Source organism: Enterococcus sp. DIV1337a (assembly GCF_051712285.1).
Lineage (GTDB): Bacteria > Bacillota > Bacilli > Lactobacillales > Enterococcaceae > Enterococcus > Enterococcus faecalis.
In genome coordinates this window covers 1,537,238-1,561,764 of the sequence record NZ_JBIOOP010000001.1, presented here as the reverse complement: position 1 = coordinate 1,561,764, position 24,527 = coordinate 1,537,238, and the positions used below count along the sequence as shown (strand labels likewise).

General features: G+C 36.0%; 22 protein-coding genes and 2 pseudogenes. 17 read left to right on the top strand and 7 right to left on the bottom strand.

Annotated elements, in window-relative coordinates:
- The first annotated feature begins 32 nt into the window (after positions 1 to 32).
- Positions 33 to 2,384: a VaFE repeat-containing surface-anchored protein gene (locus IGL49_RS07530; RefSeq protein ID WP_104854082.1), complete on the top strand. Its 2,352-nt coding sequence runs from the start codon at positions 33 to 35 to the stop codon at positions 2,382 to 2,384.
- A gap of 378 nt (positions 2,385 to 2,762) precedes the next feature.
- Here IGL49_RS07530 and IGL49_RS07525 read toward each other — a convergent pair whose 3' ends face one another.
- Positions 2,763 to 3,791, bottom strand: coding sequence for a lactonase family protein (locus IGL49_RS07525; RefSeq protein ID WP_104854081.1), 1,029 nt, complete (start codon positions 3,789 to 3,791; stop codon positions 2,763 to 2,765).
- Between the two features lie 191 nt (positions 3,792 to 3,982).
- Here IGL49_RS07525 and clpX point away from each other — a divergent pair, with 191 nt between their 5' ends.
- Both clpX and yihA read left to right on the top strand, forming a co-directional pair.
- On the top strand, positions 3,983 to 5,236 hold the full coding sequence (gene clpX / locus IGL49_RS07520) for an ATP-dependent Clp protease ATP-binding subunit ClpX (RefSeq protein ID WP_104854080.1): 1,254 nt from the start codon (positions 3,983 to 3,985) through the stop codon (positions 5,234 to 5,236).
- Between the two features lie 97 nt (positions 5,237 to 5,333).
- Entirely contained in the window at positions 5,334 to 5,915 is a 582-nt protein-coding gene (yihA, locus tag IGL49_RS07515) for a ribosome biogenesis GTP-binding protein YihA/YsxC (RefSeq protein WP_002357155.1), read from the top strand.
- 16 nt (positions 5,916 to 5,931) lie between these two features.
- Here the strand turns inward: yihA and IGL49_RS07510 are convergent, their stop codons facing one another.
- Entirely contained in the window at positions 5,932 to 6,084 is a 153-nt protein-coding gene (locus tag IGL49_RS07510; RefSeq protein WP_002362024.1) for an SPJ_0845 family protein, read from the bottom strand.
- A 178-nt stretch (positions 6,085 to 6,262) separates the two neighbouring features.
- On the opposite strand from IGL49_RS07510, the gene yidD reads away from it, so the two are divergent.
- Positions 6,263 to 6,565 carry a membrane protein insertion efficiency factor YidD gene (gene yidD / locus IGL49_RS07505; RefSeq protein WP_002357157.1) on the top strand — a complete coding sequence of 101 codons (303 nt, stop codon included), beginning with the start codon at positions 6,263 to 6,265 and terminating at the stop codon, positions 6,563 to 6,565.
- A 2-nt stretch (positions 6,566 to 6,567) separates the two neighbouring features.
- Positions 6,568 to 7,449 (top strand): ROK family protein, encoded by an 882-nt coding sequence (locus IGL49_RS07500; RefSeq protein ID WP_002360061.1) that lies wholly within the window; start codon positions 6,568 to 6,570, stop codon positions 7,447 to 7,449.
- A gap of 40 nt (positions 7,450 to 7,489) precedes the next feature.
- Here IGL49_RS07500 and IGL49_RS07495 read toward each other — a convergent pair whose 3' ends face one another.
- Entirely contained in the window at positions 7,490 to 8,101 is a 612-nt protein-coding gene (locus IGL49_RS07495) for an FUSC family protein (RefSeq protein WP_002395185.1), read from the bottom strand.
- A gap of 102 nt (positions 8,102 to 8,203) precedes the next feature.
- Here IGL49_RS07495 and IGL49_RS07490 point away from each other — a divergent pair, with 102 nt between their 5' ends.
- The 5 genes from IGL49_RS07490 (at position 8,204) to IGL49_RS07470 (ending at position 13,088) form a co-directional block, all read left to right on the top strand.
- Positions 8,204 to 9,163 (top strand): aromatic acid exporter family protein, encoded by a 960-nt coding sequence (locus tag IGL49_RS07490; protein WP_104854079.1) that lies wholly within the window; start codon positions 8,204 to 8,206, stop codon positions 9,161 to 9,163.
- A 116-nt stretch (positions 9,164 to 9,279) separates the two neighbouring features.
- On the top strand, positions 9,280 to 10,233 hold the full coding sequence (locus tag IGL49_RS07485; protein ID WP_164982854.1) for a hypothetical protein: 954 nt from the start codon (positions 9,280 to 9,282) through the stop codon (positions 10,231 to 10,233).
- Between the two features lie 154 nt (positions 10,234 to 10,387).
- Positions 10,388 to 11,725 (top strand): UDP-N-acetylmuramate--L-alanine ligase, encoded by a 1,338-nt coding sequence (murC, locus tag IGL49_RS07480; RefSeq protein WP_002357163.1) that lies wholly within the window; start codon positions 10,388 to 10,390, stop codon positions 11,723 to 11,725.
- A 198-nt stretch (positions 11,726 to 11,923) separates the two neighbouring features.
- Positions 11,924 to 12,409, top strand: coding sequence for a MaoC/PaaZ C-terminal domain-containing protein (locus IGL49_RS07475; protein ID WP_002357164.1), 486 nt, complete (start codon positions 11,924 to 11,926; stop codon positions 12,407 to 12,409).
- Positions 12,402 to 13,088: a Bax inhibitor-1/YccA family protein gene (locus IGL49_RS07470; protein WP_104854077.1), complete on the top strand. Its 687-nt coding sequence runs from the start codon at positions 12,402 to 12,404 to the stop codon at positions 13,086 to 13,088. The genes IGL49_RS07475 and IGL49_RS07470 overlap by 8 nt, the downstream gene beginning before the upstream one ends.
- Positions 13,089 to 13,133: 45 nt before the next feature.
- Here the strand turns inward: IGL49_RS07470 and IGL49_RS07465 are convergent, their stop codons facing one another.
- From IGL49_RS07465 to IGL49_RS07455, 3 genes and pseudogenes are all read right to left on the bottom strand, one after another.
- A complete protein-coding gene (locus tag IGL49_RS07465; RefSeq protein ID WP_104854076.1) occupies positions 13,134 to 14,936 on the bottom strand; it encodes a glycerophosphoryl diester phosphodiesterase membrane domain-containing protein in 1,803 nt (600 codons plus the stop codon).
- Positions 14,937 to 15,036: 100 nt separating this feature from the next.
- Positions 15,037 to 15,645 carry a TVP38/TMEM64 family protein gene (locus tag IGL49_RS07460; protein WP_104854075.1) on the bottom strand — a complete coding sequence of 203 codons (609 nt, stop codon included), beginning with the start codon at positions 15,643 to 15,645 and terminating at the stop codon, positions 15,037 to 15,039.
- A 221-nt stretch (positions 15,646 to 15,866) separates the two neighbouring features.
- A pseudogene (locus IGL49_RS07455) lies at positions 15,867 to 16,081 on the bottom strand (hypothetical protein).
- A gap of 197 nt (positions 16,082 to 16,278) precedes the next feature.
- On the opposite strand from IGL49_RS07455, the gene IGL49_RS07450 reads away from it, so the two are divergent.
- The 4 genes from IGL49_RS07450 (at position 16,279) to rplS (ending at position 19,493) form a co-directional block, all read left to right on the top strand.
- Complete coding sequence (locus IGL49_RS07450; RefSeq protein ID WP_002360069.1) at positions 16,279 to 17,640, top strand: Nramp family divalent metal transporter; 1,362 nt, start codon at positions 16,279 to 16,281, stop codon at positions 17,638 to 17,640.
- 107 nt (positions 17,641 to 17,747) lie between these two features.
- Positions 17,748 to 18,272, top strand: a complete 525-nt coding sequence (gene rimM, locus IGL49_RS07445; RefSeq protein WP_104854074.1) for a ribosome maturation factor RimM — start codon at positions 17,748 to 17,750, stop codon at positions 18,270 to 18,272.
- Positions 18,262 to 19,002, top strand: a complete 741-nt coding sequence (gene trmD, locus IGL49_RS07440; RefSeq protein ID WP_104854073.1) for a tRNA (guanosine(37)-N1)-methyltransferase TrmD — start codon at positions 18,262 to 18,264, stop codon at positions 19,000 to 19,002. The genes rimM and trmD overlap by 11 nt, the downstream gene beginning before the upstream one ends.
- 143 nt (positions 19,003 to 19,145) lie before the next feature.
- Positions 19,146 to 19,493, top strand: coding sequence for a 50S ribosomal protein L19 (gene rplS, locus IGL49_RS07435; RefSeq protein ID WP_002357176.1), 348 nt, complete (start codon positions 19,146 to 19,148; stop codon positions 19,491 to 19,493).
- Positions 19,494 to 19,614: 121 nt separating this feature from the next.
- Here the strand turns inward: rplS and IGL49_RS07430 are convergent.
- Positions 19,615 to 20,519: pseudogene (locus IGL49_RS07430) on the bottom strand (polysaccharide deacetylase family protein).
- 1,109 nt (positions 20,520 to 21,628) lie between these two features.
- On the opposite strand from IGL49_RS07430, the gene fsrA reads away from it, so the two are divergent.
- The 3 genes from fsrA to fsrC all read left to right on the top strand — a co-directional run bounded on the left by fsrA (position 21,629) and on the right by fsrC (position 24,517).
- Entirely contained in the window at positions 21,629 to 22,360 is a 732-nt protein-coding gene (gene fsrA / locus IGL49_RS07425) for a response regulator transcription factor FsrA (protein ID WP_104854072.1), read from the top strand.
- An 88-nt stretch (positions 22,361 to 22,448) separates the two neighbouring features.
- Positions 22,449 to 23,177, top strand: coding sequence for a quorum-sensing system protein FsrB (fsrB, locus tag IGL49_RS07420; RefSeq protein ID WP_104858161.1), 729 nt, complete (start codon positions 22,449 to 22,451; stop codon positions 23,175 to 23,177).
- Positions 23,174 to 24,517 (top strand): sensor histidine kinase FsrC, encoded by a 1,344-nt coding sequence (fsrC, locus tag IGL49_RS07415; RefSeq protein ID WP_104854070.1) that lies wholly within the window; start codon positions 23,174 to 23,176, stop codon positions 24,515 to 24,517. Before fsrB ends, fsrC begins: the two co-directional genes overlap by 4 nt.
- Positions 24,518 to 24,527 lie beyond the last annotated feature (10 nt).

The following is a 24,527-nucleotide window of genomic DNA, read 5'->3' as shown; positions in this document are numbered from 1 at the left end:
GTATAGATTAATAGATTAGTGGAGGCTAATAAATGAAAAAAGTAGTTGCGTTATTAAGTGTGCTGTTTACGCTTGCACAATTAGTTATTTTACCAGTTGTACAAGCAGCTGAAATTCCCACAGGTTCAAAAAATTTTGCACCTGTGGGAATTAATACTGCGACCCGAACGTGGAACGATGGAATCCCGCTCCAAGGTTCTTATTTAACGGTAGACAGCGACGGAATAATTAAAGGGTTTGCGAAAGATCAAAATGGTGTGCCATGGGATGGACAAAAGTTTAAAAATACGACAGATAATATTTTGGCATATTGTTTGAATTTTAATCAGGCAACGCCAAATGGGTCTGCCATACCTGCAGATGACTTAACACAAGAGCAAAAAGTATTATTGTCAAATTTATTAAAACTAGGATACGTTGAGCAAGGACAAAATGTTTACAAAGGTCCTGGCGTTCGGACATTGAGTAACATCGATGCATACACAACGACCCAATGGATGGTCCATGAAATTGTACCAACATGGGATATGAGTCAATTTACGATTACTAATCCACAGCTTGCTGCTGGAGTAGCAAATTTGCGTGAGTGGATTCATCAAGATTTATCTATTAAGTTAGAAAAAATTGGTGAGGTTGTTTCTAACGAATCCACATATCGTCAAAGCTATCGTTTGACAGCTCCTTTTAATTTACAAGGAAGTGCGATGATTACTTTAAGTAAAAATATCGCAGATGCACAAATTATTACCAAATCGGGAACTAAAGCGGTAGGTATGACGACAGGCGTAGAAATTGCAGTTGGTGAAGAATTTGTAATTTCTGTTCCAGATGCAACTCCAACAGATGAGATTCAAGTCGTTGCGAATGGCGGAACTACTTCCTTTACATTTATGAAATATGATCGACCAGCAGGTACAAATCAGCAACAATCATTAGTGATAGGTGATCAGTATATCGCGAAAGACGAGCAAACTGAGGCATCAATGAATTGGATTACAGAAACCCCTAATGAGCAACCAAAAAAAGTAACAGTACGCACAACAGCAACAAATAAAACGGATGGAACAAAAGTTGTTGAGCCAGAAAAAATAGCAACAATTCGTGATGAAATCCATTATGAAAATTTAATACCAAATAGAGAGTATACTATTTCAGGAAGACTGATGGATAAAGTGACTGGTGAAGCTTTATTAGTGAACGATCTACCTATTACTGCAGAAAAAACATTTATTCCAACAGAATCAAACGGTTTTGAAACGTTAGATTTTACATTTGATGCAAGCTTGTTAGCTGGGAAAACAATTGTTGTTTTTGAAAAATTATTCCTAGAAAACAGAGAAATTGCATCACACGAAGATATCAATGATGTCGATCAAACTGTGACAATCAAGGAAACTGAAAAACCGAAAATTCCTAATACGCCTAACAATCCAAGAGAAGAAATTAAAATACAAACAACAGCAACAGACAAAGAATCTGGATTGAAAGTGTTAGAACCACTAGCGAAAGTTATAATTGAAGATAAAATTAATTATGAGGGCTTAAAGGTAAATCAGAAATATACTATTGTCGGACAGTTGATGGACAAAGCAACGGGTCAACCGTTGGAAGTTGATGGCAAAGCAGTGACGGCTGAAACAACCTTTACGCCTACACAGTCAAAAGGCACGACAACAGTCGAATTTACAGTAAAAGCTAGTGAATTAACTGGCAAAAAAGTGGTCGTTTTTGAATACTTATACGAAGGAGAAAGTCCCAATCCTATTGCTGAACATGCCGATTTAGATGATGAAAAACAAACCGTTCTTTTCACAACACCAACCATCGCCACAACCGCGACAAATAAAGAAAACGGTCAAAAAGATCTTGTACCAAGTAAACAAGTAACGATTGTGGATAATGTTTCTTATAAAAATTTAATTAAAGGTAATGAATATATCATTCAGGGAACATTAATGAATAAAGAAACAGGACAACCGTTATTGGTAGATGGCAAAGCAGTGACGGCGACACAAGTTTTTGTGGCCAAAAGCCAAGAGGGCGTCGTTCAACTTGAATTTACTTTTGATGGTACAAGTTTAGAAGGAAAAGAAGTTGTCGTCTTTGAACGCTTGATGCGTCAAGGTACAGCAATTGCATTGCATGAAGATATCAATGACAAGAACCAAACTGTTTACTTCCGTACTCCAGCAAAAGAAGTCAACGATACAAAAGTTACACACAATAAAAATCCGCAAAAACAATCACCACTTAAAACAGATTTAAGAAAAAAAGTTTTACCTAAAACTGGCGAAAATCAAAAAATGAGTCTACTTCTGGTAGTTATTGGTATTCTTATGATCTCTTTGGTTTTTTTCTATATCTCTAAAAAGAAAAAAGTGTAAATTAAAAACTAGTAAAAAAGTGACCGACTCCATAAACGAAAAGGAATAGGCACCATTTCTTTCCTAATATTAGGTTTTAAGCACAAGCCTGGGGCAAAAATCATTTTAGATTTTTGCCCCAGGCTTGAAATCTTATAATAGGAAGAACAAAAGTAACAACCTTTAAGATGCTTTTTGATATTCATTTTCACAGGTAGGCCCCTCAAAAATGTAGCTCTAAGAAGTGGTATTGCTTTACTACAAAGCATAAACAGATGAAAGTAATATTGCCACTTTGGGAAGAATTTAGCTTTAGAGCTGAATACTATTTCTTAATTAAACATTCGTTATAATATTGCCTTTTCGGGTTCCGTCTCATCGTTCTGCTTGTTGTGATTATTACACAAACAAAACGCAAACACATTCGGGAACGGCAACATCTTTTTGAATCATTTCTAATAAGCCTGTTTCTTGGTTCCGACGATAAAGTGTTAAATTATCAGAGTCTTGATTAGCGACAACAACGAAATCTTCAGAAGCATCTAAATCGAAATCTCGCGGAATCTCGCCTTCGGTTGAAATTAATTGAATTCGTTCAATTGCTTCGCCGTTTTCTGAAACAGCATAGACAGCAATCGAGTTATGGCCACGGTTTGAAGCATAAAGGAAACGGCCATCAGAAGAAATACGAATCGCAGCACCACCATTAAACGCATCATAATCAGCAGGCAAAGTAGAAACTTTTTGTAATTCAGTGAAAGAACCATCTGTTTCATCATATGAAAGAACTGAAACAGTGCTATCTAATTCGCCAAATAGATAAGCCAATGATTTTGTTGGGTGGAACACTAAATGACGTGGACCAGTCCCTGGCTCAGTCACGAATTGAGCGATTTCAGAAAGTTTTCCGTCTAAGCTAACATTATACGTATACACACGATCGGTTCCTAGATCACAGACGACTAAGCGTTGATCAGGTGTTAAATCTGTGTAATGAACATGGGCATTGTTTTGATTTTCATGAGGACCAGTTGGCTCTGTATGAATCACTTTGTCAGCATCTTCCAAAGAACCATCTTCTAAGATACGATACACGTGAACAATACCTTGGTGATAATTTGCTGCATAGACCAGTTGTCGGTTTTCGTCAACAGCTACATAACATGGCGGTGCACCTTCCTCAGTTACTTTATTCAATAAGTTAAAATGGTCCATTTCTGGTTGATAAGCGGCAGTGCCACCTTCACCGTCAACACTAGTGACGCTAAAAAGTTCGCCCTTTTGACTCAGAGCAAGATAGGTAGGACTCGTTTCTTCTAATAAAAGTGTCGCTTCTGTTAAACGACCTTGTGTTGTATCTAATGCAATTTTATAAATGCCTTGGCTGGCTCTTCGAGTATAGGTACCTAGTAAAATTTGTTCTAACATCACAATTCCTCCAATTTGTTTCAACACAATCACTTTTTATGAAAGTGCTTTTATATAATGTAGTATACCATAAGAAGTCTAAGAACAATAAAACTTTCTATCTGAGATGTTCGCATTTTAAAGTGGTTTGTGCTATTATGATGAGAGACTGTGATGACAGTCATTTTTTGATTTTTAGAGGGGTGACGAACATGTACGACAATACGGATAATAACGGGACCGTTCGTTGTTCATTTTGTGGGAAAACACAAGAAGAAGTAAAAAAAATTGTTGCTGGTCCGGGTGTCTATATTTGTAATGAATGTATTGATCTATGTAAAGAGATTATTGATGAAGAATTTTATGATGAAGCAGTCCGAGAATTAACGGATGTGCCAAAACCCCAAGAAATTTTAAATGTTTTAAATGAATATGTTATTGGACAAGAACGTGCAAAACGCACACTTTCTGTTGCTGTTTACAATCACTATAAACGTGTGAATCAATCAGAAACAGCTGCAACTCAAGATGACGTTGAATTGCAAAAAAGTAACATTTGTTTAATTGGACCTACAGGTTCAGGTAAAACTTTCTTGGCTCAAACGTTAGCAAAAACATTAAATGTACCTTTTGCAATCGCTGATGCGACCAGTTTAACAGAAGCAGGTTATGTAGGGGAAGATGTTGAAAACATCCTTTTAAAATTACTACAATCTGCTGACTATAATGTTGAACGTGCGGAAAAGGGCATTATCTATATTGATGAGATTGATAAAATTGCCCGTAAGAGTGAAAATGTTTCGATTACTCGAGATGTTTCAGGTGAGGGTGTTCAACAAGCCTTACTAAAAATTCTTGAAGGAACAGTTGCAAGTGTACCGCCACAAGGGGGCCGCAAACATCCACATCAAGAATTTATCCAAATAGACACAACGAATGTTCTCTTCATTGTTGGTGGAGCATTTGATGGGATTGAAACCATTGTTAAAAACCGCTTAGGCGAAAAAACCATTGGTTTTGGTAAAACCAATTCTGCTTTAAATGAAGAAGAAAGCATTATGCAACATATTATTCCAGAAGATTTATTGAAATTTGGTTTAATTCCAGAATTTATTGGACGCTTACCTGTAATGGCTGCGCTTGATAAATTAACGAATGATGATTTGGTTCGAATTTTAACAGAACCGAAGAATGCTTTGGTGAAACAATATCAAAAATTATTGTCTCTTGATGACACTAAATTAGAATTTGAACCAGAAGCATTAAAAGCCATCGCAGCCAAAGCCATTGAACGTAATACTGGCGCACGCGGACTTCGTTCAATCATTGAAGAAATTATGATGGACGTAATGTTTGATGTTCCTTCAGATGAAAGCATTGAAAAAGTTATCATTACTAAAATGGCAGCTGAAGGTGCCGGTAAACCAACAATTATTTATAACAAAAAAGATAAAGAAGCTGTATAAGATTGAAGCTGAAAACAGCTCTTTCGGCGGATCTCCGAAAGAGCTGTTTTTGTTAAGTTTTTGAATGAAAGACTGAATAGAAGAACGGAGGAAAACAATGAACGTACATAATGCAGAAATCGTGATTAGTGCGGTATCCCCTAAACAATATCCTGAATCTCAGTTACCGGAGATTGCTTTAGCTGGACGTTCGAACGTTGGAAAATCATCTTTTATTAATACCTTGATTAATCGTAAAAATTTAGCAAGAACCTCAGGTAAACCTGGTAAAACGCAAACGCTAAACTTTTATTTAATTGAGGATGCCTTACATTTTGTAGATGTTCCTGGCTATGGTTATGCCAAAGTTTCTAAAACAGAACGTGCGAAGTGGGGAAAAATGATTGAAACGTATATCACGCAACGTGAGCAATTACGTGCTGTCGTTTCTTTAATTGATTTACGTCATCCGCCGACCCAAGATGATATCCAAATGTATGAATTTTTGAAATACTATGATTTGCCAGTTATTATTGTGGCAACTAAGGCGGACAAAATTCCGCGGGGCAAATGGAACAAACACGAGAGTGTCATTAAAAAAGCTTTGAATTTTGATAAACAAGATGACTTTATTATTTTCTCTTCTGAAACAAAAGAAGGAAAAGAAGCAGCTTGGACAGCAATTGAAAAGTTTCTATAGAAAAAAACAAGCAAAATTACTCTTTTGCTTGTTTTTTTGCTTCTTCTTTTTTTGCTTCTTGTCGTTGTTTTGCCAGTTCTTCAAGAGGTACTTCTTTTTTTAATGGATCAACGGCGAAAGAATCGAAGAGTTTATCTAAGTCATTGGAACGTTCAAATTTTAATCCCATTTACTAAGCCTCCATTCCTTTTTTTTATAGTGTAGCACGTTTTTTTTCATTTGGATAGCAATAGAAATGTAAGAATTCGTAATAGGGGCACCTGGTGTAATTTCTCGTCACTAGGACTTGCCAAACATGAAAAAACAAGCTATTCTTTAGTAAGAATTAGTTAGAAAGAAGGCACTTTATGAAAAATCCGTTAATCGGCGGTGTTCGTTTTTATCAACGATTTATTTCTCCAGGATTGCCTGCACGTTGTCGCTATTACCCAACGTGTTCTCAATATATGATTGATGCAATTCATACACATGGAAGTGTCAAAGGAACAACGATGGGAGTAGCCCGGATTTTACGATGTCATCCTTTTGTTAAAGGCGGCATTGACTATGTTCCGTTGAAATTTCGCTTGACGAAAAATCCTGATGAGACCTATCATGGACCGTATACGTATCGAAGAAATAAGAAAACAGAAGTAGAAAAGGATGGATAAATATGGCAATTTTAGCATTTGATCTTGGCGGTTCTTCCGTGAAATACGGCGTTTGGACAGGCAAAGAATTAACAAATCAAGGGAGCTTTCCAACACCTGGCTCTTGGGAAGAAATGAAAGCGCATTTATATTCGGTTTATGCAGACAAAAGAAATGAGTCGATTAGTGGTGTTGCTTTTAGTTCACCTGGAGTAGTTGACGAAAAAAGTCAACAGATTTTAGGGATTTCCGCCATTCCATATATTCATCATTTTAACATTTACGAAGAATTAGAAGCGTTGTTTGGCTTACCAGTGACTATCGAAAATGATGCGAATTGTGCTGGTTTAGCAGAGATATATGAAGGCGCGGCGAAAGGGAAAAAAGAAGTGCTTTTTGTCGTTATTGGGACAGGAATTGGCGGAGCGATTTTTCGCAATGGCGAATTGTACAAAGGCGCTCATTTATATGGAGGCGAGTTTGGACTGAACTTTTTAAGTAATGGCCAAACATTCAGTGAAATTGGCACAGCTGTCAAAATGGCTCAGCGCTATTGTGAACGAATCGGAGTCGAAAAACAGGCGGTGACAGGAGAAGAAGTTTTTGAACTGGCACAACGAGGGGATGAGATTGCTCGCGAAGAAGTCAATAATTTTTATGATTATTTGACACAAGGATTATTCGGCTTACAGTTTTCTTATGATCCTGAAATGATTGTACTCGGAGGCGGTGTTTCTGCTAAAGAAGGCTTATTAGCAGAGATTAATCGCCGGATGCTAACGCATTTACAGACCTTTGAATTAAAAGATTTTGTTCCCGAAATCGTGACCTGCCATTATCAAAATGATGCCAATTTGATTGGCGCAGCCGCCAACTTTCAAGCAAAAACAAATTGGGAACTATAAAGAAACAGCCGATTGTTATTCTCTTCAATCGGCTGTTTCTTTATTTATTTGCCTTGTCGTCAGTGTTTTCTTCTGCAGCAATCCGCGCTTGAACTTGTTGGCGTAAAGCTTCTAGTTCTTTTTCTTTCTTTTCTAATTCAGCTAAATCTTCAGAAATTTCATGAGCTTCTTCTGCTGGCTTAGGTTGTAAAAAGACGTTTAAACCAATCGCTATAAAGGTCCCAATGAATGTATCCAACACACGTTCCATTGCATATTGAAAGGAATCGCTTTGCGGAATACTTAAAGAAATCATTAAAAGTGTCGCAGTCGCAGAAATGATCCCAGCATTGTTATTAATCCCATCAGAAACAACGATGACGATAATGACTAAAAGTGGTAGTAGCAGTAATTCTACTAAGTTTTGATTAGGAAAATAATCTTGTGCTAATACATAAAGCAAAGCTAAAAAGCCACCCAATGTGTTTCCAATAATGCGCGATTTTCCAAAAGACAAACTTGTATTTAAATCTTGTCTTAGTGAAAAAACAGCTGCTAAACAGGCAATCATAGGTGAGCCACGATGGAAAAATTGAAATAAAAGAATACACAGCATGACAGCAATTGCTGTTTTTAACGTTCGCATGCCTAAACGAAATCGACCCACTATCATAAATATTCGCTCCTAAATAACTTTTCTCTTTAATGATAACCGAAATAGAGGTAAAATTACTAGAGAAAAGTGAAGAATTATTATTTTTTAAGGGGAGTATGCATGAAAATTGGTTTACGAACAGTCAAGACAGCCATTAGCGCTGCATTAGCAATGATTATTGCGGAAAAACTGGGATTACTCTATGCCCCTTCGGCAGGGATTATTTCGGTTTTAAGTGTTACTAGCACGAAAAAAACATCTGTCATGACAGGGATTTATCGTTTGTTATCCTTAGCTTTAGCAACTATTTTAGCGTATATTTGTTTTACTTTTTTAGGTTTTACAGCGATTGCTTTTGGTATTTTTTTGTTATTATTTATTCCAGCAGCTGTGTATTTTCAATTATCTGATGGGATTGTTGTGAGTTCCGTTTTGGTAACCCATTATTTAGTCGAAAAAAATCTTTCTTGGGCGATTATTGGAAATGAGTTTTTATTAATGAGTATTGGTGTGGGACTAGCGTTATTAGCTAATTCTTATATGCCTGATACAGAAAAACGTTTAAGAGAAGACCAAGAAGTCATTGAAACAATGTTTCGTAAAATTTTAAGGGAAATGGCGCTACATTTAAACAACGCTGCAGGAGAGCGTAATTTGGTCAAGCATTGTGCAGATTTAAAAGCCTTTATTCGCACAGGCGAGACGTGGGCCAAAAATCATGCCGAGAATCAATTGCTGTCTACCAATACGTACTATTTAGAGTACTTTGCGATGAGAAAAATGCAAAGTAATATTCTAAAAAACATGTTGGAATTATTAGAAGATATTACCGTTGATGCGCAACAAGTTCGCTATATTCAACAATTGTTGGAATATACGGCAGAAACATTTGCAGAGAATAATGATGGACAAGAAATTATGAATCGAATTAAGACCGTTTATGAAACTTATCGCACAAAACCACTGCCACAAACAAGAAGTGAATTTGAAAATCGGGCGCGGCTCTTTCAGTTTTTACAATTGTTTCAGTCGTTCATCCAAGTCAAAGCGGACTTTGCCAAATTACAACTAGATAAATAAACAGAAAAGAAACCTTTTTAAACGGAGGTTTCTTTTTTGTTCTCTTAAAAATTCAGGCAAGTTCTTTAGTATTCATTGAGAATGTGTTAAACTAATGAGAAAGAAAAATAAAAGGAATGACCGCAATGGATAATGCTCAAGTGAAAAGAAAACATTTCCGTTTTCCAGCGTATGATGATGAACAGGGCGTAAAATTACCAACAGATAATGAACGTAACTTGTTTCAAGATGATCTGATTGGGAAAACAATGTCTGGTAGCAGAAGAACTGCAACATCTGCCGAAGATACTAGACAAAGCACGCCATCTGTCCAACAACCAATAACGAATCAACCAACTACAAATAAACAACCGCAACAATTAACGGCAGCACAACAAGAGCAATTAGCACGTCATCGCTCTAATTTGCCAGACTATACAAAACACGCTAGTAAAACAACGAAAAATAAACAAGCAACGAAAAAAAATAATAGCCTTTTTGGCACGCCAAAAGGAAATGGCTGGACACAAACGTATAAAAAAAAAGAAGTCGTAGCGAAACCAAGTAGACCTGCCACATCACCATTAATGCAGAAAACGACACCTTCTTATTTTGTTCCTAAATATATCCCGGCTTCTGTGATTCCTGAGGAACAGGAACCTAGTTTTACTGAAGAAGAGTTGCTAAAAGCAATGAAAAAAGATCGACGTTCATATGTCATTCTTGATGATGAACCAACGGCTTTTCAAGTGAAAGATACGGAAGAAGATCCAACGGTGCGGAAGTTTAATATTCCAACCTCAGAGCCTGAGATTCCTTTAACTAGACGACAATATCAACAAATCAAACCAGACTTAGAACGTTTTGGCGAAGATGCGTTAGATTTGCGTTCGCGTTCCCGTTTGAATGCCGCAAAGAAAAATGCTAAAAGTCAAACTGCCTATGGGAAAAAACTAGCTAAAGCGAATGCTCAAGTGGATCCTGAAGTACCTGTGACAGAAGAAAAGAAAAAGGGCATCTTGGATAAACCATTAAGTGGGATGCTAGAAGATTCAAGTTCTGTATTAGAAAACAGTAAATATTTTAGTTAAGAGATGAAACTTACATGTGGAATTGAAACATGTAAGTTTTTTATTCTGTTTTAATAGTTGATTATTTTTTTGTTTTATACGATAATGAATCTCGTATGATTGAAATTTTTTTAAAAAAGGTATGTTTTATATAGTGATAGAGAAGAGGATTATAATGGGAAATCAAGAGAACAAATTATACCATTTTGTCGGAATTAAAGGTTCTGGCATGAGCTCATTAGCGTTGGTCTTACACCAAAAAGGCTACAACGTTCAAGGATCAGACGTAGAAGAGTATTTCTTTACACAACGGGATCTTGAAAAATCAGGTGTCCCTATTTTACCATTTAATGCAGATAATATTGATAAAGACATGATTGTTATTGCTGGAAATGCTTTTCCAGATACCCATGAGGAAATTGCCCGTGCCATCGAATTAGGCGCAGAAGTAATTCGTTACCATGATTTCATTGCTCGTTTTATCGAACCGTATACAAGCATTGCTGTAACAGGCTCACATGGGAAAACAAGTACGACTGGTTTGCTAGCACATGTATTAAGTGGTATCAATCCAACTAGTTATTTAATAGGGGATGGCACTGGCCACGGCGAACCAGATGCTGATTTCTTTGCATTTGAAGCGTGTGAATATCGCCGTCATTTCTTGGCTTATTCACCAGATTATGCGATTATGACGAATATCGATTTTGATCATCCGGATTACTATAAGAGCATTGAGGACGTTTTTTCAGCGTTCCAAACAATGGCTCATCAAGTCAAAAAAGGAATTTTTGCTTATGGTGATGATAAGTATCTTCGTCAGTTAGAATCAGAAGTGCCAGTTTATTATTATGGCGTCAGTGAAGAGGATGATATCCAAGCACGAAATATTCAACGAACAACGGAAGGCTCATCTTTTGATGTTTATCACAAGGATGATTTTGTAGGTCATTTTGTCTTACCAGCATTTGGCCATCACAATATCATGAATGCGCTAGGTGTGATTGCTGTGGCTTATTTTGAAAAACTTGATATGCAAAAAGTCGCAGAAGAAATGCTAAGTTTTAAAGGTGTGAAACGTCGTTTTAGCGAGAAAAAAGTCAGTGACATGATTATTGTTGATGATTATGCGCACCATCCAGCCGAAATTAAAGCAACGATTGATGGCGCTCGTCAAAAATATCCTGACAAAGAAATTATTGCTGTCTTCCAGCCGCATACATTTACACGAACAATTGCCTTAATGGATGAATTTGCTGAAGCACTGGATTTAGCAGATGAAGTATTCTTATGTAATATTTTTGGCTCTGCGCGTGAAACACAAGGCGAGGTACGCATTGAAGATTTAGGTGAAAAAATTCAAAAAGGTGGACAAGTAATTACCGAAGATAATGTGTCGCCTTTACTAGATTTTGAAAATGCAGTGGTTGTCTTTATGGGCGCTGGCGACGTTCAGAAATTTGAACAAGCCTACGAAACATTACTAAGTAACACAACTAGAAACGTTTTATAAGAGAACATAATCAAAATCGGGACAGGGGTATCTGGCTTCAAAAAATAAGAAGCTGCTCCTGTTCCGTTGTTTGTTTTTAGAATGCTAGCATGGTAGATCAGTTGGTTTTGTTTAAACATCCTTTAAAGACTACTTTTTAACTTGCCTTTTAAGTACATTTTGGTACAATTATCTTATCAATAACGGAGGTGTACTAATTTGAATATCGGAAAACCGAGAAAATTAGGCAAAACCATCGAAGATATCGAAGAGGGAGATTCGTTGTCCTTGACAGAGTCAATTGAAGACAAGGACTTATTACTTTACTTGGGCTTGACCAATGATGCGAATCCTTTATATATCCAACATGATTATGCCCAAAAAACAGAATATGAAAAACCAATCGTACCATCAATTATGCTGATGGGAATTATCACTAGTGCGATTTCTAAACATTTACCAGGACCAGGTTCACATGTTGTGAATTTCTCTGTGAACTTTGTGGAACCCGTTTTTCATTACGAAACATTGACTTTCCAATTAGAAGTAATCAAAGTCGACAAAATGAAAGATGTGATTACCATTTCTGTTGAGGCGGTTAATGAGCAAGAAAATCGCGTGTTAGATGCAGTGGTGATGGTTCAACCACCCCAAGTGACGATTGATGAACTAACAGAGAAAGAAGGGACTTTAACTTATGAATAATCAAGAGTATATACAAACTGGCATAGGGTTGAATAAATTTTATGCCAAAATTTACGGATTTTTAGCGTTAGGAATTGGTATTAGCGCAATCATGGCTTATGCCATGACGACTGTCTTTTTACCTGTTCTAGCTACTTTATTCCAATCAAGCTTAGCTTTTTGGATGATTTGGCTTGTTGAAATTGGCTTAGTTTTATATCTAGGCGCAAAAGCACAGAAGAATCCAACCATTGCGATTGCAGGATTTGTTGCGTATGCATTATTAAATGGTGTCACTTTATCCGTGACTTTATTAATGTATACTGGTGGAACAGTGGCCGGCGCATTTTTAAGTGCAGCAGCTACCTTTGGCGCGATGTCATTAGTAGGTGTCTTTACGAAGAAAGACCTATCAGCAGTTGGTCATGCCGCTTATAGTGCCTTAATCGGAATTATCATTGCGATGTTGCTAAATATGTTCCTTTTACACAGTAGTGCTGTAGAATTCTTTATTTCCATTTTAATGGTCCTAATTTTCTCAGGGATTACTGCTTACGATAACCAACGTATTCGCCAAGTCTATGCGCAAACAGGTGATCAAGCAGGTACTGGGATGGCCGTTTTCTTCGCATTACAATTATACCTTGACTTCATCAACTTATTCTTAGCTTTCTTAAGAATTTTTGGTAAAAACAACTAACATGAACGTAAAAGAGCCAATCTGCTCAGCAGATTGGCTCTTTTTTTAACCCATTCCAATAGCGAAATTCAACAGTTTATCAGAGTATGTTGGGTTTTCTAAATCGGTTTTCATTGTTTCGTTCAGTAGACTGAGCTGATCGGTAATGATGCCATCGACACCGTAAAAAATCATTCGCGTCATAACATCTTCATCATTTGCTGTCCAAGCATAAACCTTTTTACCATCATGATGAGCGGCATTTACAAAGTTACGATTCATTGTACTGTATTCCATAGTAAAAAAGTCAACTGGCATTTTAGGCGGTCCCACAATGTTGAAAGGAATAACGTAGCCTACATAAAAGCGTGGTTCTTCTTTCTTTAAGGCCATCGCCGTATCATAGGTCAAGGTATGAAGGATATGACCGTTTTCTAAAATATTTTCGCGGTATTGTTTGACAAAGCGCTGCACTAAATCAGGGCTATCCTGAGGCGTGGTTTTGATTTCAATTAATAAACGTTGTTTTAATTGATTGGCTTTGGCTAAATAATCATCGAAAGAAACCATTTTAGCAGTTTGCCTATTTTCTGTGACATTCATATTCGTTAATTCTTTAAGTGTTAATTGATTTGGTCGTTTATTAACGCCCGTTAACGCCCGTAAATTAAAATCGTGCATGACAATAAACTGATGGTCTTTAGTTTCTTGAATATCCATTTCAACATAATCAGGTTTCGCCTTATTGGTCTCGATTAAAGAGTCTAAGGTGTTTTGAACACCATTGTTACCATTGACACCACGATGGGAGATAGTAACAGGTTTTCGGTCAGGAGTATGACTTAGGTAATTTGTATTATAAGTACCTACACCAATTCCGAAGATGATTGCAATCAAACAAAAAAGAACGACTCTGAAGGTGGTCCATTCTACCCGAACTTCTGATTTCGGGGTGAACCATTCTGGCGTGTCAGGTAAAATCCCTTCATCCTCCATGTCATCAACAATAATGTAAAAAATAGCAACACTAGACAACACCAAGTTTAAGAGCATCATAACCTGAAGGAGTGTCATAGCGATGACAGCACTAGGTAAAGACCATTCAGGTTTAAACGTTTCAACGGCGGTTTGACCTAAAAATATCAAGAAATAGCCAGCCGTAAAAATCCCTAAAACAGTTCCACCAATAATAATAAATTGTCCCAGAATTTGGAAAAAGCGCCGCTTCGTAATTTGCCAACTACGTTTTAAAGACTCACGAAAACCAACATCACGTAAAATCAATTCTGGGAGGGCAAAAGCAAGTCGAATCGCTAAATATAAGATAATCAGCTCTAACAGTACGAAACCAATAATAATAATGACGCGATTTGCAAAAATAAAATCTAAGATAAAGGCTGGAATCTTAACTCTTGTTAATAAATAAGAGCGGAAGGTTAACCCACTTAATGGTAAAATCAAAAAGAAATATGCCAGGAAAAACAGAAAGGTAATTCCTCGAACTTTTTTGATCTGAAGCAAGGTGCCGTGCAATAATTGCGTTAGAGTAATTGGTTGTTTTTTCTTAATAAAATAGACACTTAGCAATAAAAAAGTAAATTCAAAAAAGAGCGCCAGTAAAATTAACAGTCCAATCAGTAGAAAAGTCAAAAGGACATAAGGATGTTGCGTGGCAATTGCCCCTAAGTTATCATAGGAAATATAATCAATCCCACCTTCTTTGAGTACCAATTTGGACAAACTTGTTAATAAAGGCAATAGAACGAATAACATAAATCCGTGCATCAAGAGCACGTCGCGAAAATATGCCGTTGTCCCTTTAAGAAAATCTAGCGTATTCACAATACTATTTTTAAAATAACTAAACATCAAAAGTCCTCCAGTTTCTACCAAAATTCCATAATAAAAGGACTAAATCAAACTGACACAGGCAGAGTTTTGATTTAGTCCGTTCGCTTTTTTATTTATTTTACATTCCCAGTATGCTAGTTAAAAATGTTCCGCCATAAATTAACGCAAGACTATATAAATAGATAGAAGCAGGTTTTGCTAATAAAATAATCAGAGTAAATTTTTTCACAGACATTTTTGTTAGACCGGCCATTAAACAAAGCGCATCATCCGGTGCAATCGGGAAGAAAATTGCTAAAGCAAACAATCGTTCAAAACGTTTTTCATTGTCTAACCAACCGATATACTTGTTATATGTTTTATCACTGACAAGGCTCATAATGAATGGTTTCCCATAATTACGACCTAGTAAGAAAATAATGATAGAGCCAAGTGCAATACCAACGTAATTATAGACGAAGCCCATTGTTGGTCCGAAAATCAAGACCCCCGCAGCACAGCTGACACCACCAGGAATAATCGGAATAACCACTTGAATAATCTGAATTAACATGAAAATAATCGGACCGAGAATGACAGATTGCCCTACTAGTCCTCTTAGGGCATTGATATCCTTGAAGACACCCAATCGAATAAAATAGATGGTTGCAATAATGGTTGCAACAATGCCTAAAATGGAAATAATATTAACAATTTTTCTAGACAGGGTAACACTCACATTTCTCATCTCCTTTAGTTATACTCATTATACTTTTAGTATATAACTTTTTATCAATAAAAAACATCGTTTGTTCTTTCTGCAAACGAACAAAGTTGTAAGATACACATCATTTGATAGGTTTATTATACAAAAAAAGAAGTAGAAAAGACATCCTACTTAAGACCCATTCTGCAATTTTTTCGCGAAAGAGACTAAAAGAAGTGAAAGCAGCACTTTTTTTAGTAACATTATAGAGGGGCAAAGAGTGAAATTAAATTTGCATCTACATCTTTAATGATTGCGTATCGTTGGCCCCAAGGTGCATTCCAAGGTTCTTTAAAAACGATGTAACCAGCTTGGCTTCAGGCGAAGCTTCTCCCAGCACGTTAAAACCTAGCGTTTGGTAAAAAGAGAGTACTTGTGTCATATCGTTAACGATAATACCGACCATATCTAATTTCATCCTCATAACCTCCGATCTATGATAAAATAAGTGTAAGGGATTTTTTGGTAAAAACCAAACGATTTAGAGCGAGATTGCTTAAAAAAATTAAAATGTAACAGTTTACAACGAAGAATAAGAAGACTATAATTATGTTAACTAGTTTTAGGTACACCTAAAAGTGAAATGTGTGAACAAGATAGATTGAGGGATGTTGGATGAAAGAAAAGAAAACGGAAAAAATGCTTAATTATGCAAATGGACCTAGTTTAGAAGAGATAAATAATACCGTCGAGGTACCTAAAAACGCTAGCTTTTGGCGAACTTTGTTAGCCTATAGCGGACCGGGCGCTTTAGTGGCTGTTGGTTATATGGATCCAGGAAATTGGATTACTTCAATTGCTGGTGGAGCGGAATATAAGTACACGTTACTTAGTGTGATTTTGCTTTCTAGTTTAGTTGCCATGTTACTACAAAGTATGGCTGCGCGCTTAGGAATCGTGACAGGAATGGATTTAGCTCAAGCGACTAGAGAGCATACAAGTAAACGAACGGGCGTTGCCTTGTGGGTGGTGACGGAGTTAGCCATAATGGCTACAGATATCGCTGAGGTAATTGGTGGTGCCGTTGCTTTGCAATTATTATTTGGTTTTCCATTATTAATTGGTGTGTTGATAACAACGTTTGATGTTTTATTACTTTTGCTACTGACAAAGTTAGGCTTTCGCAAAATCGAAGCAATTGTTTCTTGTTTAATTGCAGTCATCTTTTTTGTTTTTGCTTATGAAGTGGCATTAGCAGATCCAAATGTTGGTGAAGTATTACGAGGTTTTATTCCAGACACAAAAATAGCGACAGATAAATCTATGTTATTTTTAGCCTTGGGAATCGTTGGAGCGACAGTCATGCCTCATAATTTATATTTGCATTCTTCCATTGCGCAAGCACGGAAATTTGATCGTAACGATGATGCTGAGAAAGCCAAAGCAATTCGTTTCACTACTTGGGATTCAAATATTCAATTAACTGTCGCTTTCGTCGTAAATTGTTTGCTGTTAATTTTAGGAGGAGCATTATTTTATGGAACCAACAGTGAATTAGGTAAATTCGTTGATTTATTTGATGCCCTGAAAAATCCAGATATTGTTGGTAATATTGCTAGCCCAGTGTTAAGTATTCTTTTTGCAATTGCTTTATTGGCTTCGGGTCAAAATTCAACGATTACAGGTACGCTGTCAGGACAAATTGTGATGGAAGGTTTTATCCATTTAAAAATGCCGTTGTGGGCACGACGAGTGTTAACTCGTTTGTTAGCAATTGTGCCAGTCATTATCTGTGTCATTATCTATGGTGGTAGCGAAACGGCTGTTGAAGACTTGTTACTTTATACGCAAGTTTTCCTAAGTATTGCTTTGCCAGTGTCGATTATTCCTTTAACGATGTATACAAGTGATAAAAAATTAATGGGCCAATTTGCGAATCCAGCGTGGGTGAAATTTTTAGCTTGGATTATTGCAATTGCCTTGACGTTATTGAATTTATTTTTAATTTATGGCACATTAACTGGTTTAACGAATTAATAAAAACAAAGGCTGACTGGAAAAGTTGGCCTTTGTTTTTTCATAGAATTTGCGCGTAAGAAATGGTAGAATAGGAAAGATGAAATACAAGGAAGAGAGGCTTTCACGTGACAGATTATTTAAATGTAGGAAAAATTGTGAACACACAAGGAATCAAAGGAGAAGTTCGGGTCATTTCGAAAACGGATTTTCCAGAAGAACGTTATCAAAAAGGAGCAACGTTACTGCTATTTCAAGAGAAAAAAGCACCAATTGAATTGGTCGTGAAGTCCCACCGCAAGCATAAGAATTTTGACATTTTAAGCTTTGAAGGACATCCAAATATCAATGATGTTGAAAAATATCGTGACGGTATTTTAAAAGTTGCAAAAGACAATCTCGCTGAATTGGCAGAGGACGAATTTTATTATCACCAAGTCATTGGCGCCACTGTTTATGATGAAACAGGTAGTGAACTGGGAAAAATTAAAGAAATTTTATCTCCTGGTGCGAATGATGTGTGGGTCGTCCAACGATCAAAGAAAAAAGATTTACTTTTACCGTATATTGAAGGTGTTGTTACAAAAGTCGATGTCGAAAATCAACGGATTGATGTGGACATTCCAGAAGGATTGATTGACGATGAGAATTGATGTATTAACTCTTTTTCCTAGAATGTTTGAAGGACCAATGGGGGAATCAATTATTGGGAAAGCTCGGGAAAAGCAGTTATTAGAATTGAATGTCTCTAATTTTCGCGATTTTTCAGATAACAAACACCAAACGGTCGATGATTATCCATATGGCGGTGGCGCGGGGATGCTTTTAAAAGTACAACCGATCTATGATAACCTAAAAGTAATTGAAGAAGAGACAAACCAGCAACTAAAACGGGTCATCTTATTAGATCCGGCAGGAAAACCGTTTAATCAAAAAATGGCCGAGGAATTTTCACAAGAAGAACATTTAGTTTTTATTTGTGGACATTATGAAGGCTATGATGAGCGAATTCGCACGATGGTCACAGATGAAGTTTCATTGGGGGATTATGTTTTAACAGGGGGCGAATTAGGCGCGATGGTCATGATTGATGCGACAGTCCGTTTATTACCTGATGTCTTAGGTAACAATCTTTCTGCACAAACGGATTCACATTCCACTGGCCTATTAGAGCATCCACAATATACCCGACCTGCTATTTTCAATGATATGGAAGTCCCTGCCGTGCTAACGAATGGTAACCATAAATTAATTGCAGAATGGCAACTAAAAGAATCATTACGACGGACCTTTTTGCGTCGACCTGACATGTTGGAATCAGTAGAAATGACGCCTGAAATGTTGAAGTTGTTAGAGGAAATTAAACAAGAAGAACAAAAATAAGGGCACTTTCAAGAAAATTCTCTTTACAGCTTATTTTGTCTGTGGTAAACTAATTTGGTGAGTGCAATGCGCTCTAACTATTACAATATTCCGCTGTGGCAGAAGTGACCATAAGAATATTTGGGAATAAGGAGAAGGATAAAATGAATCCATTAATTCAAGAATTAACACAAGAACAATTACGTACGGATATTCCTGCGTTCCGCCCTGGTGACACTGTTCGCGTTCATGCGAAAGTAGTCGAAGGTACTCGTGAACGTATCCAGTTATTCGAAGGTGTTGTAATTAAACGCCGTGGTGCTGGAATCAGCGAAACTTACACAGTACGTAAAGTTTCAAATGGTGTTGGTGTGGAACGTACATTCCCATTACACACACCACGTGTTGCTCAAATTGAAGTGGTTCGCTACGGTAAAGTACGTCGTGCAAAACTTTACTACTTACGCGCATTACACGGAAAAGCAGCTCGTATCAAAGAAATCCGTCGTTAATTTTATTATTCGACACAGAACCCCCCTCTTGCTTAGCAAGAGGGTGTTTTTGTGTGTAATTAAGTGGGAAATTAGCATTGACTAAGACCAGAAATACTTTCTTTAGTTGTTCCTAGTTACTCTAATATAACACACCAAATTGATAACCATTTGATTGATAAAACTCTATTAATTGAGGCAATGCTTGTTTCGTTAATTCTTTATCTACTGAATCATGCATTAAGACTACTCTAACGTTATAATCTGGATAGACCTCAAGTGAATTTTGATGGAAAGTTAGCATTTCTGCGACTGTAGTAGGCTGTTTGTCTAACGGCTCCGCATCACCAACCATTGCATTCCAGTCAATCCAATGAATGCCGAGTTGTTTTAATAATTCATCAGATTTTTCTGTACCTCTCCATGACATATGACCTCCTGGGTATCGCCAGAGAGTTGTTTGAAATGTTTCCCCCAATATTTTTTTAATAGAGCTCTGCATGGTCGCTATTTCCGCTTGTATTTCTTCAGTGTTGACAATCCCATTTGGATATAACGTTGCATAATCATGAGTTAAACTATGAAAACCTATTGCATTTCCTTCTGCGACTATACGTTTCACTATGTTTTGGGTTCCAGAAGTTAGGGTATTTCCTACAAAAAAAAAGTTGCATGGACTTTATACTTTTTTAACGTATCTAGGACCTGGGGTGTTATTTGATTATTAACGCCATCATCAAAGGTTAAGAATACTAATTTTTCACCTTTGTAAGGTTCTTCTCCAGTTATATATTTTCTGATTTTGTCTGCTGAGTAAGCATATTTTTTTGATGAAATACTCATATGTGTTGATTCCTTTTCTAGCTTGGTCGGGGAATCTTTTTTTGCAGTTGATTTTTTGGTCGATGTTTGTGCAGTAGCATCATTTTGACTTGTTATCTTGGGCTGAGTTAATAGGAACGTTTGAACGAAAACAAGAACAATGAGAATTAACGCACTAAATAATACATAGCCGTTTATTTTGAATTTTCTTTTCTGATGTCGCATACTTTCACTCCTCTTTGGTTAATGAAAAAAGTTAAAAATACACCTCCACGTTATACAAAATTGAACGTCCTATTAGTTATAGACGAATTTGAGGACCGAAAAGTTTCATTTTTTTCAATTTAGTTAGTTGTTTATTTAATAAAAGATAAAAGGTTGCTAGGGGATGAAAGGAATATAATTTATTTATCTAGAAGAGCAGCTGAACCGAATGTATAAAGAAAAATATGCTCTAGGAAATTCGATTAATTTTAATGGTGTCCAGACGCCTGAAGGTTTAATAGGAGGAGGTTGGGACAGAAGTGTTTAACTCCGAGAACCAAGTAGGGACTGTTCAACACTACCAAAAGCTCAAATACATCGAGTAATCGCAGGAGTACTTGGAAGGATTAAGATACGCCGAACACTTATGTGAGAAAGTCAATTTCGGCTTATTGTTTTCTCGCCAAAGGCTCGTCACAGTTTTATCCTTGTAAGTTCCGAAGGACCTTCACCAAGTAGGTACGATGATTTCATCTGTTCATGCTTCACAGTGAAACATCGCAACTCTTAGAGCTGTAGCTCTTTTGAAGCCTGGACTGTGACGAGACGTATGTCGAGAAAACACCTTAGATGTTGTTGAGATTGAAGCAACGCGTAGTGTTGCTTCTGTTCCCGCCGTTTATCAGTTTTTGTCCCACGCTCAACGCTTAATCGACTCATTCCACAGGAAGAAGTGTAGATGTTTAAGTAAAAAAACTAGCACAATGATCTATGTGTGAACAAACGAATTAAAATAACCAGGATCGACCAATAAATTGATTTTGTCATGTATAAAACGACAAGAACAGTTTGGCGGTTGATTCTTTGTTTTTTGTCAATGAAGAGACAATAGACCTCATAATTCGTTAGCGGTAGATGAATAGTCCAAAGTCATCTTTCTTAATTCTTTGTTATTTTATGTTTTTGTTTGCAGGAAACTACTGAAATCGCTATACTAAATTTATGTGAATATACTAACAGACAATCAATTTTTTATCTCTTTTATTGGTGTATAAATTGATTGAACATTATAATCATTTGTCTTTTGTTGTGTAATTTTATATCTTCTTGAGAAAGGGATGAGTGAACAAATGGCTATTTATATATTAGAAGACCAAATTATTCAAGCAAAAGCGTTAGAAGCATTGGTAACAAATATCCTACATTCAAGAAATATTTATAATGAAACAATCCATTTATTTTCACGGTCAGATGAATTATTACGAACAGCACGCGAGGATGCCCAATTAAATATCTTTTTCCTAGACATTCAAATGAATAATCATATCCAGGCAGGCTTTGAGGTTGCTAAAGAAATCAGAAAAACAGACAGCGAAAGTCTGATTGTTTTTATTTCTACGCACACAGAATTAGTTTTAACTTCCTATAAATATATGGTTTCAGCTCTTCAATTTATTCAAAAGAACGTGGATTTTCTAGATTTCCAAAAAGAGGTTGAAACGTGTGTCGACGCATATATTCAACAAAAAGAAAATATAAAGACAAAAAGTGAATATATTATCATTAACTTAAAAGCGTCCTCTATAAAAATGGATATTAATGATATTTATTTCTTTCAAACGGAATACGATCATCGTGTGTCAATGGTTGGTAAAAATTTTAAAAGAGAATTTTATGGAACGTTATCAAAAATTGAACAACTGCATCCAGATTTGATTAGAGTCCATCAATCAATCATCATCAATAAAAAATATGCGGCAAAATTAAATTATAAAACGCATCTTTTAACTATGAGAGACGGAACGGAAGTACCAGTCTCAAGAAGATATTATACTCAGGTCAAGGGGCTATTTCTTACTTAGGGAGGAATAATGACTAATTAAGGAATTATCTATCTATTAGTCGCTATATTCGTTATAATTTAGTGCAATACTTGAAGAGGAGGGCGATATGCTAATCGATTGGATTCTAAAAAATATTATGGATATGGATAAGGAAGATCAATCAGGAAAAACACAATGGACAAAGTATTACCTGACCGTTTATTTTTCTGGCTTGTTTAATTTTCTGATGATTCTGATTTTATCGGTTTTATTTGGGACGTTAAGCGAAACCTTTATTGTATACGTCGTACTGATTTTTTTACGGCCTGTCGCAGGTGGCTGGCATGCGAAAACCAAATGGCTCTGTCGTCTAGAAAGCATTGTTATCTATGTTGCCATACCATTTGTATTGAAAAATTTTTCTGTGAGCTTACCGTTTATTTATAAAATTTTATTGATTTGCCTCTTAGTCGTATTATTATATTGGTATGCGCCACAAGGAACAGCGATCGAACCTGTTCAGCAATCTGATTTAAAAGTGCTCAAAAAGCAAAGCCTTATAAGGGTGTGTTTACTTATTTTATGTAGTCTGTTTGTCAAAGAAAAGGTTGCTTCAGTAATACTCTACGGTCTCGTCATCCAAGGTCTGATGATACTACCTGTAACAAAAAATTTAATTGAAGGAAGTGTTTTTATGAAATTTGGTAAAAAAATAATTAAAAATGTTATTGAAAAAAGAGTAGAAAAAGTTAGTGATGGTGTGGGAACTAAACCTAGATTAAATCAAAATTCGCCCAATATATTTGGACAATGGATGGGACAAACTGAAAAACCTAAAAAGAATATTGAAAAATGATTTTGTTGTTATTAGCTACTAACGTTTTGCTTGTATCTAGCTTTATCGTTTTTGTCTTTTTACGAGTAACATTGATCAAGATTGAATGTAAAATACCGTTACTTTCATTGCTTATTGTCATTAATCTTTGTTCGTTTGCGGCATTAATGTTGGGCTACTCTTGGTTGATTTATGCGCTGACAGTCGTTGTTTTTACAGGATTTTTACTTATTCACAAAAAGAGGTTTTCAATTTTTAAAGCGATATTTTTATCCGTTTTTACATTGCTTATGGTTTCATTTATCAATTACACGGAGCAAACGATTTTAAGTGTTTTTTTTCAACAGATTTATCAAAATAAATTATTATGGATTGCCTCAAATGTTATTCTGTTGCTTATAAATATCTGGATTGCTTTAAAAATTCCCAATAGTGTTTTTTTAAGATTAAATCGTGTGTTAGAAAATAGCCGAATTTTTTTTGGTTGTTTACTTTTATTGTTGATTCTGTTGTTACTTTTTGTGTTTTTGATTTCGCCAGAGATTTCACCTGACTTTATGCGAGGATTTGTCACGGTAAATAGTTCTAAATTGGAGTTATTAATAAGTGTAGGTTTATTTTTAATTCTGATTGGCTTAGTCATTGAAGCTTATTTGGAAGAACAACGTATCAACACTCAATTATTGAATAATTTAACGATTTATACTGAAAAAATAGAATCCATTAACGAAGAGCTAGCGATGTTTCGTCATGATTATAAAAATTTATTGTATAGTTTACAAATTGCTATTTCATACGAAGATATTCTGGAAATCAAAAGAATTTATGAAGAAACGATTGCACCAACCAAAAAAATTATTGATAATGAAGAATTTGAACTTATGAAGTTAAATCGTTTGAAAAATATGGAACTTAAGGCACTCATAAGTATGAAAATTAATACCGCAAAGCAAGCAAAACTAAAAGTGATTGTTGATGTGCCAGAAGTATTTATTCTTGATACATCAATCGACTTAGTGGTTGTGATTCGTTTGTTGGCTATTCTATTAGATAACGCGATTGAAAATAGTGTAAAATCAGAATTGAAAATGTTCGCAATCTCGATTTTTAATAAAAATGAAACGCAAGAGTTTGTGATAACAAATAGTGTTCAAGCCGAATTTGATTTTAGGGTTATGAAGAAAACCAAATTTAGTTCTAAAAGTAACCCTGAAGAGCATGGTTGGGGATTGTTATATGTAAAAGAAATTGTTGATTTTTCGGATCAATTTGATTTACAAACTTCCTTCAATGAAGGATCGGTCACTCAACATTTAATTATTGAAAAAAATCATAACAGTAAAAAAGTTGTTAACGAATGAATTTGTTAAC

Coding starts and splice junctions, on each gene's coding strand:
- IGL49_RS07530 (WP_104854082.1), top strand. CDS start 33: ATGAAAAAAGTAGTTGCGTTATTAAGTGTGCTGTTTACGCTTGCACAA.
- IGL49_RS07525 (WP_104854081.1), bottom strand. CDS start 3,791: ATGTTAGAACAAATTTTACTAGGTACCTATACTCGAAGAGCCAGCCAA.
- clpX (WP_104854080.1), top strand. CDS start 3,983: ATGTACGACAATACGGATAATAACGGGACCGTTCGTTGTTCATTTTGT.
- yihA (WP_002357155.1), top strand. CDS start 5,334: ATGAACGTACATAATGCAGAAATCGTGATTAGTGCGGTATCCCCTAAA.
- IGL49_RS07510 (WP_002362024.1), bottom strand. CDS start 6,084: ATGGGATTAAAATTTGAACGTTCCAATGACTTAGATAAACTCTTCGAT.
- yidD (WP_002357157.1), top strand. CDS start 6,263: ATGAAAAATCCGTTAATCGGCGGTGTTCGTTTTTATCAACGATTTATT.
- IGL49_RS07500 (WP_002360061.1), top strand. CDS start 6,568: ATGGCAATTTTAGCATTTGATCTTGGCGGTTCTTCCGTGAAATACGGC.
- IGL49_RS07495 (WP_002395185.1), bottom strand. CDS start 8,101: ATGATAGTGGGTCGATTTCGTTTAGGCATGCGAACGTTAAAAACAGCA.
- IGL49_RS07490 (WP_104854079.1), top strand. CDS start 8,204: ATGAAAATTGGTTTACGAACAGTCAAGACAGCCATTAGCGCTGCATTA.
- IGL49_RS07485 (WP_164982854.1), top strand. CDS start 9,280: ATGACCGCAATGGATAATGCTCAAGTGAAAAGAAAACATTTCCGTTTT.
- murC (WP_002357163.1), top strand. CDS start 10,388: ATGGGAAATCAAGAGAACAAATTATACCATTTTGTCGGAATTAAAGGT.
- IGL49_RS07470 (WP_104854077.1), top strand. CDS start 12,402: ATGAATAATCAAGAGTATATACAAACTGGCATAGGGTTGAATAAATTT.
- IGL49_RS07465 (WP_104854076.1), bottom strand. CDS start 14,936: ATGTTTAGTTATTTTAAAAATAGTATTGTGAATACGCTAGATTTTCTT.
- IGL49_RS07460 (WP_104854075.1), bottom strand. CDS start 15,645: ATGAGAAATGTGAGTGTTACCCTGTCTAGAAAAATTGTTAATATTATT.
- IGL49_RS07450 (WP_002360069.1), top strand. CDS start 16,279: ATGAAAGAAAAGAAAACGGAAAAAATGCTTAATTATGCAAATGGACCT.
- trmD (WP_104854073.1), top strand. CDS start 18,262: ATGAGAATTGATGTATTAACTCTTTTTCCTAGAATGTTTGAAGGACCA.
- rplS (WP_002357176.1), top strand. CDS start 19,146: ATGAATCCATTAATTCAAGAATTAACACAAGAACAATTACGTACGGAT.
- fsrA (WP_104854072.1), top strand. CDS start 21,629: ATGGCTATTTATATATTAGAAGACCAAATTATTCAAGCAAAAGCGTTA.
- fsrB (WP_104858161.1), top strand. CDS start 22,449: ATGCTAATCGATTGGATTCTAAAAAATATTATGGATATGGATAAGGAA.
- fsrC (WP_104854070.1), top strand. CDS start 23,174: ATGATTTTGTTGTTATTAGCTACTAACGTTTTGCTTGTATCTAGCTTT.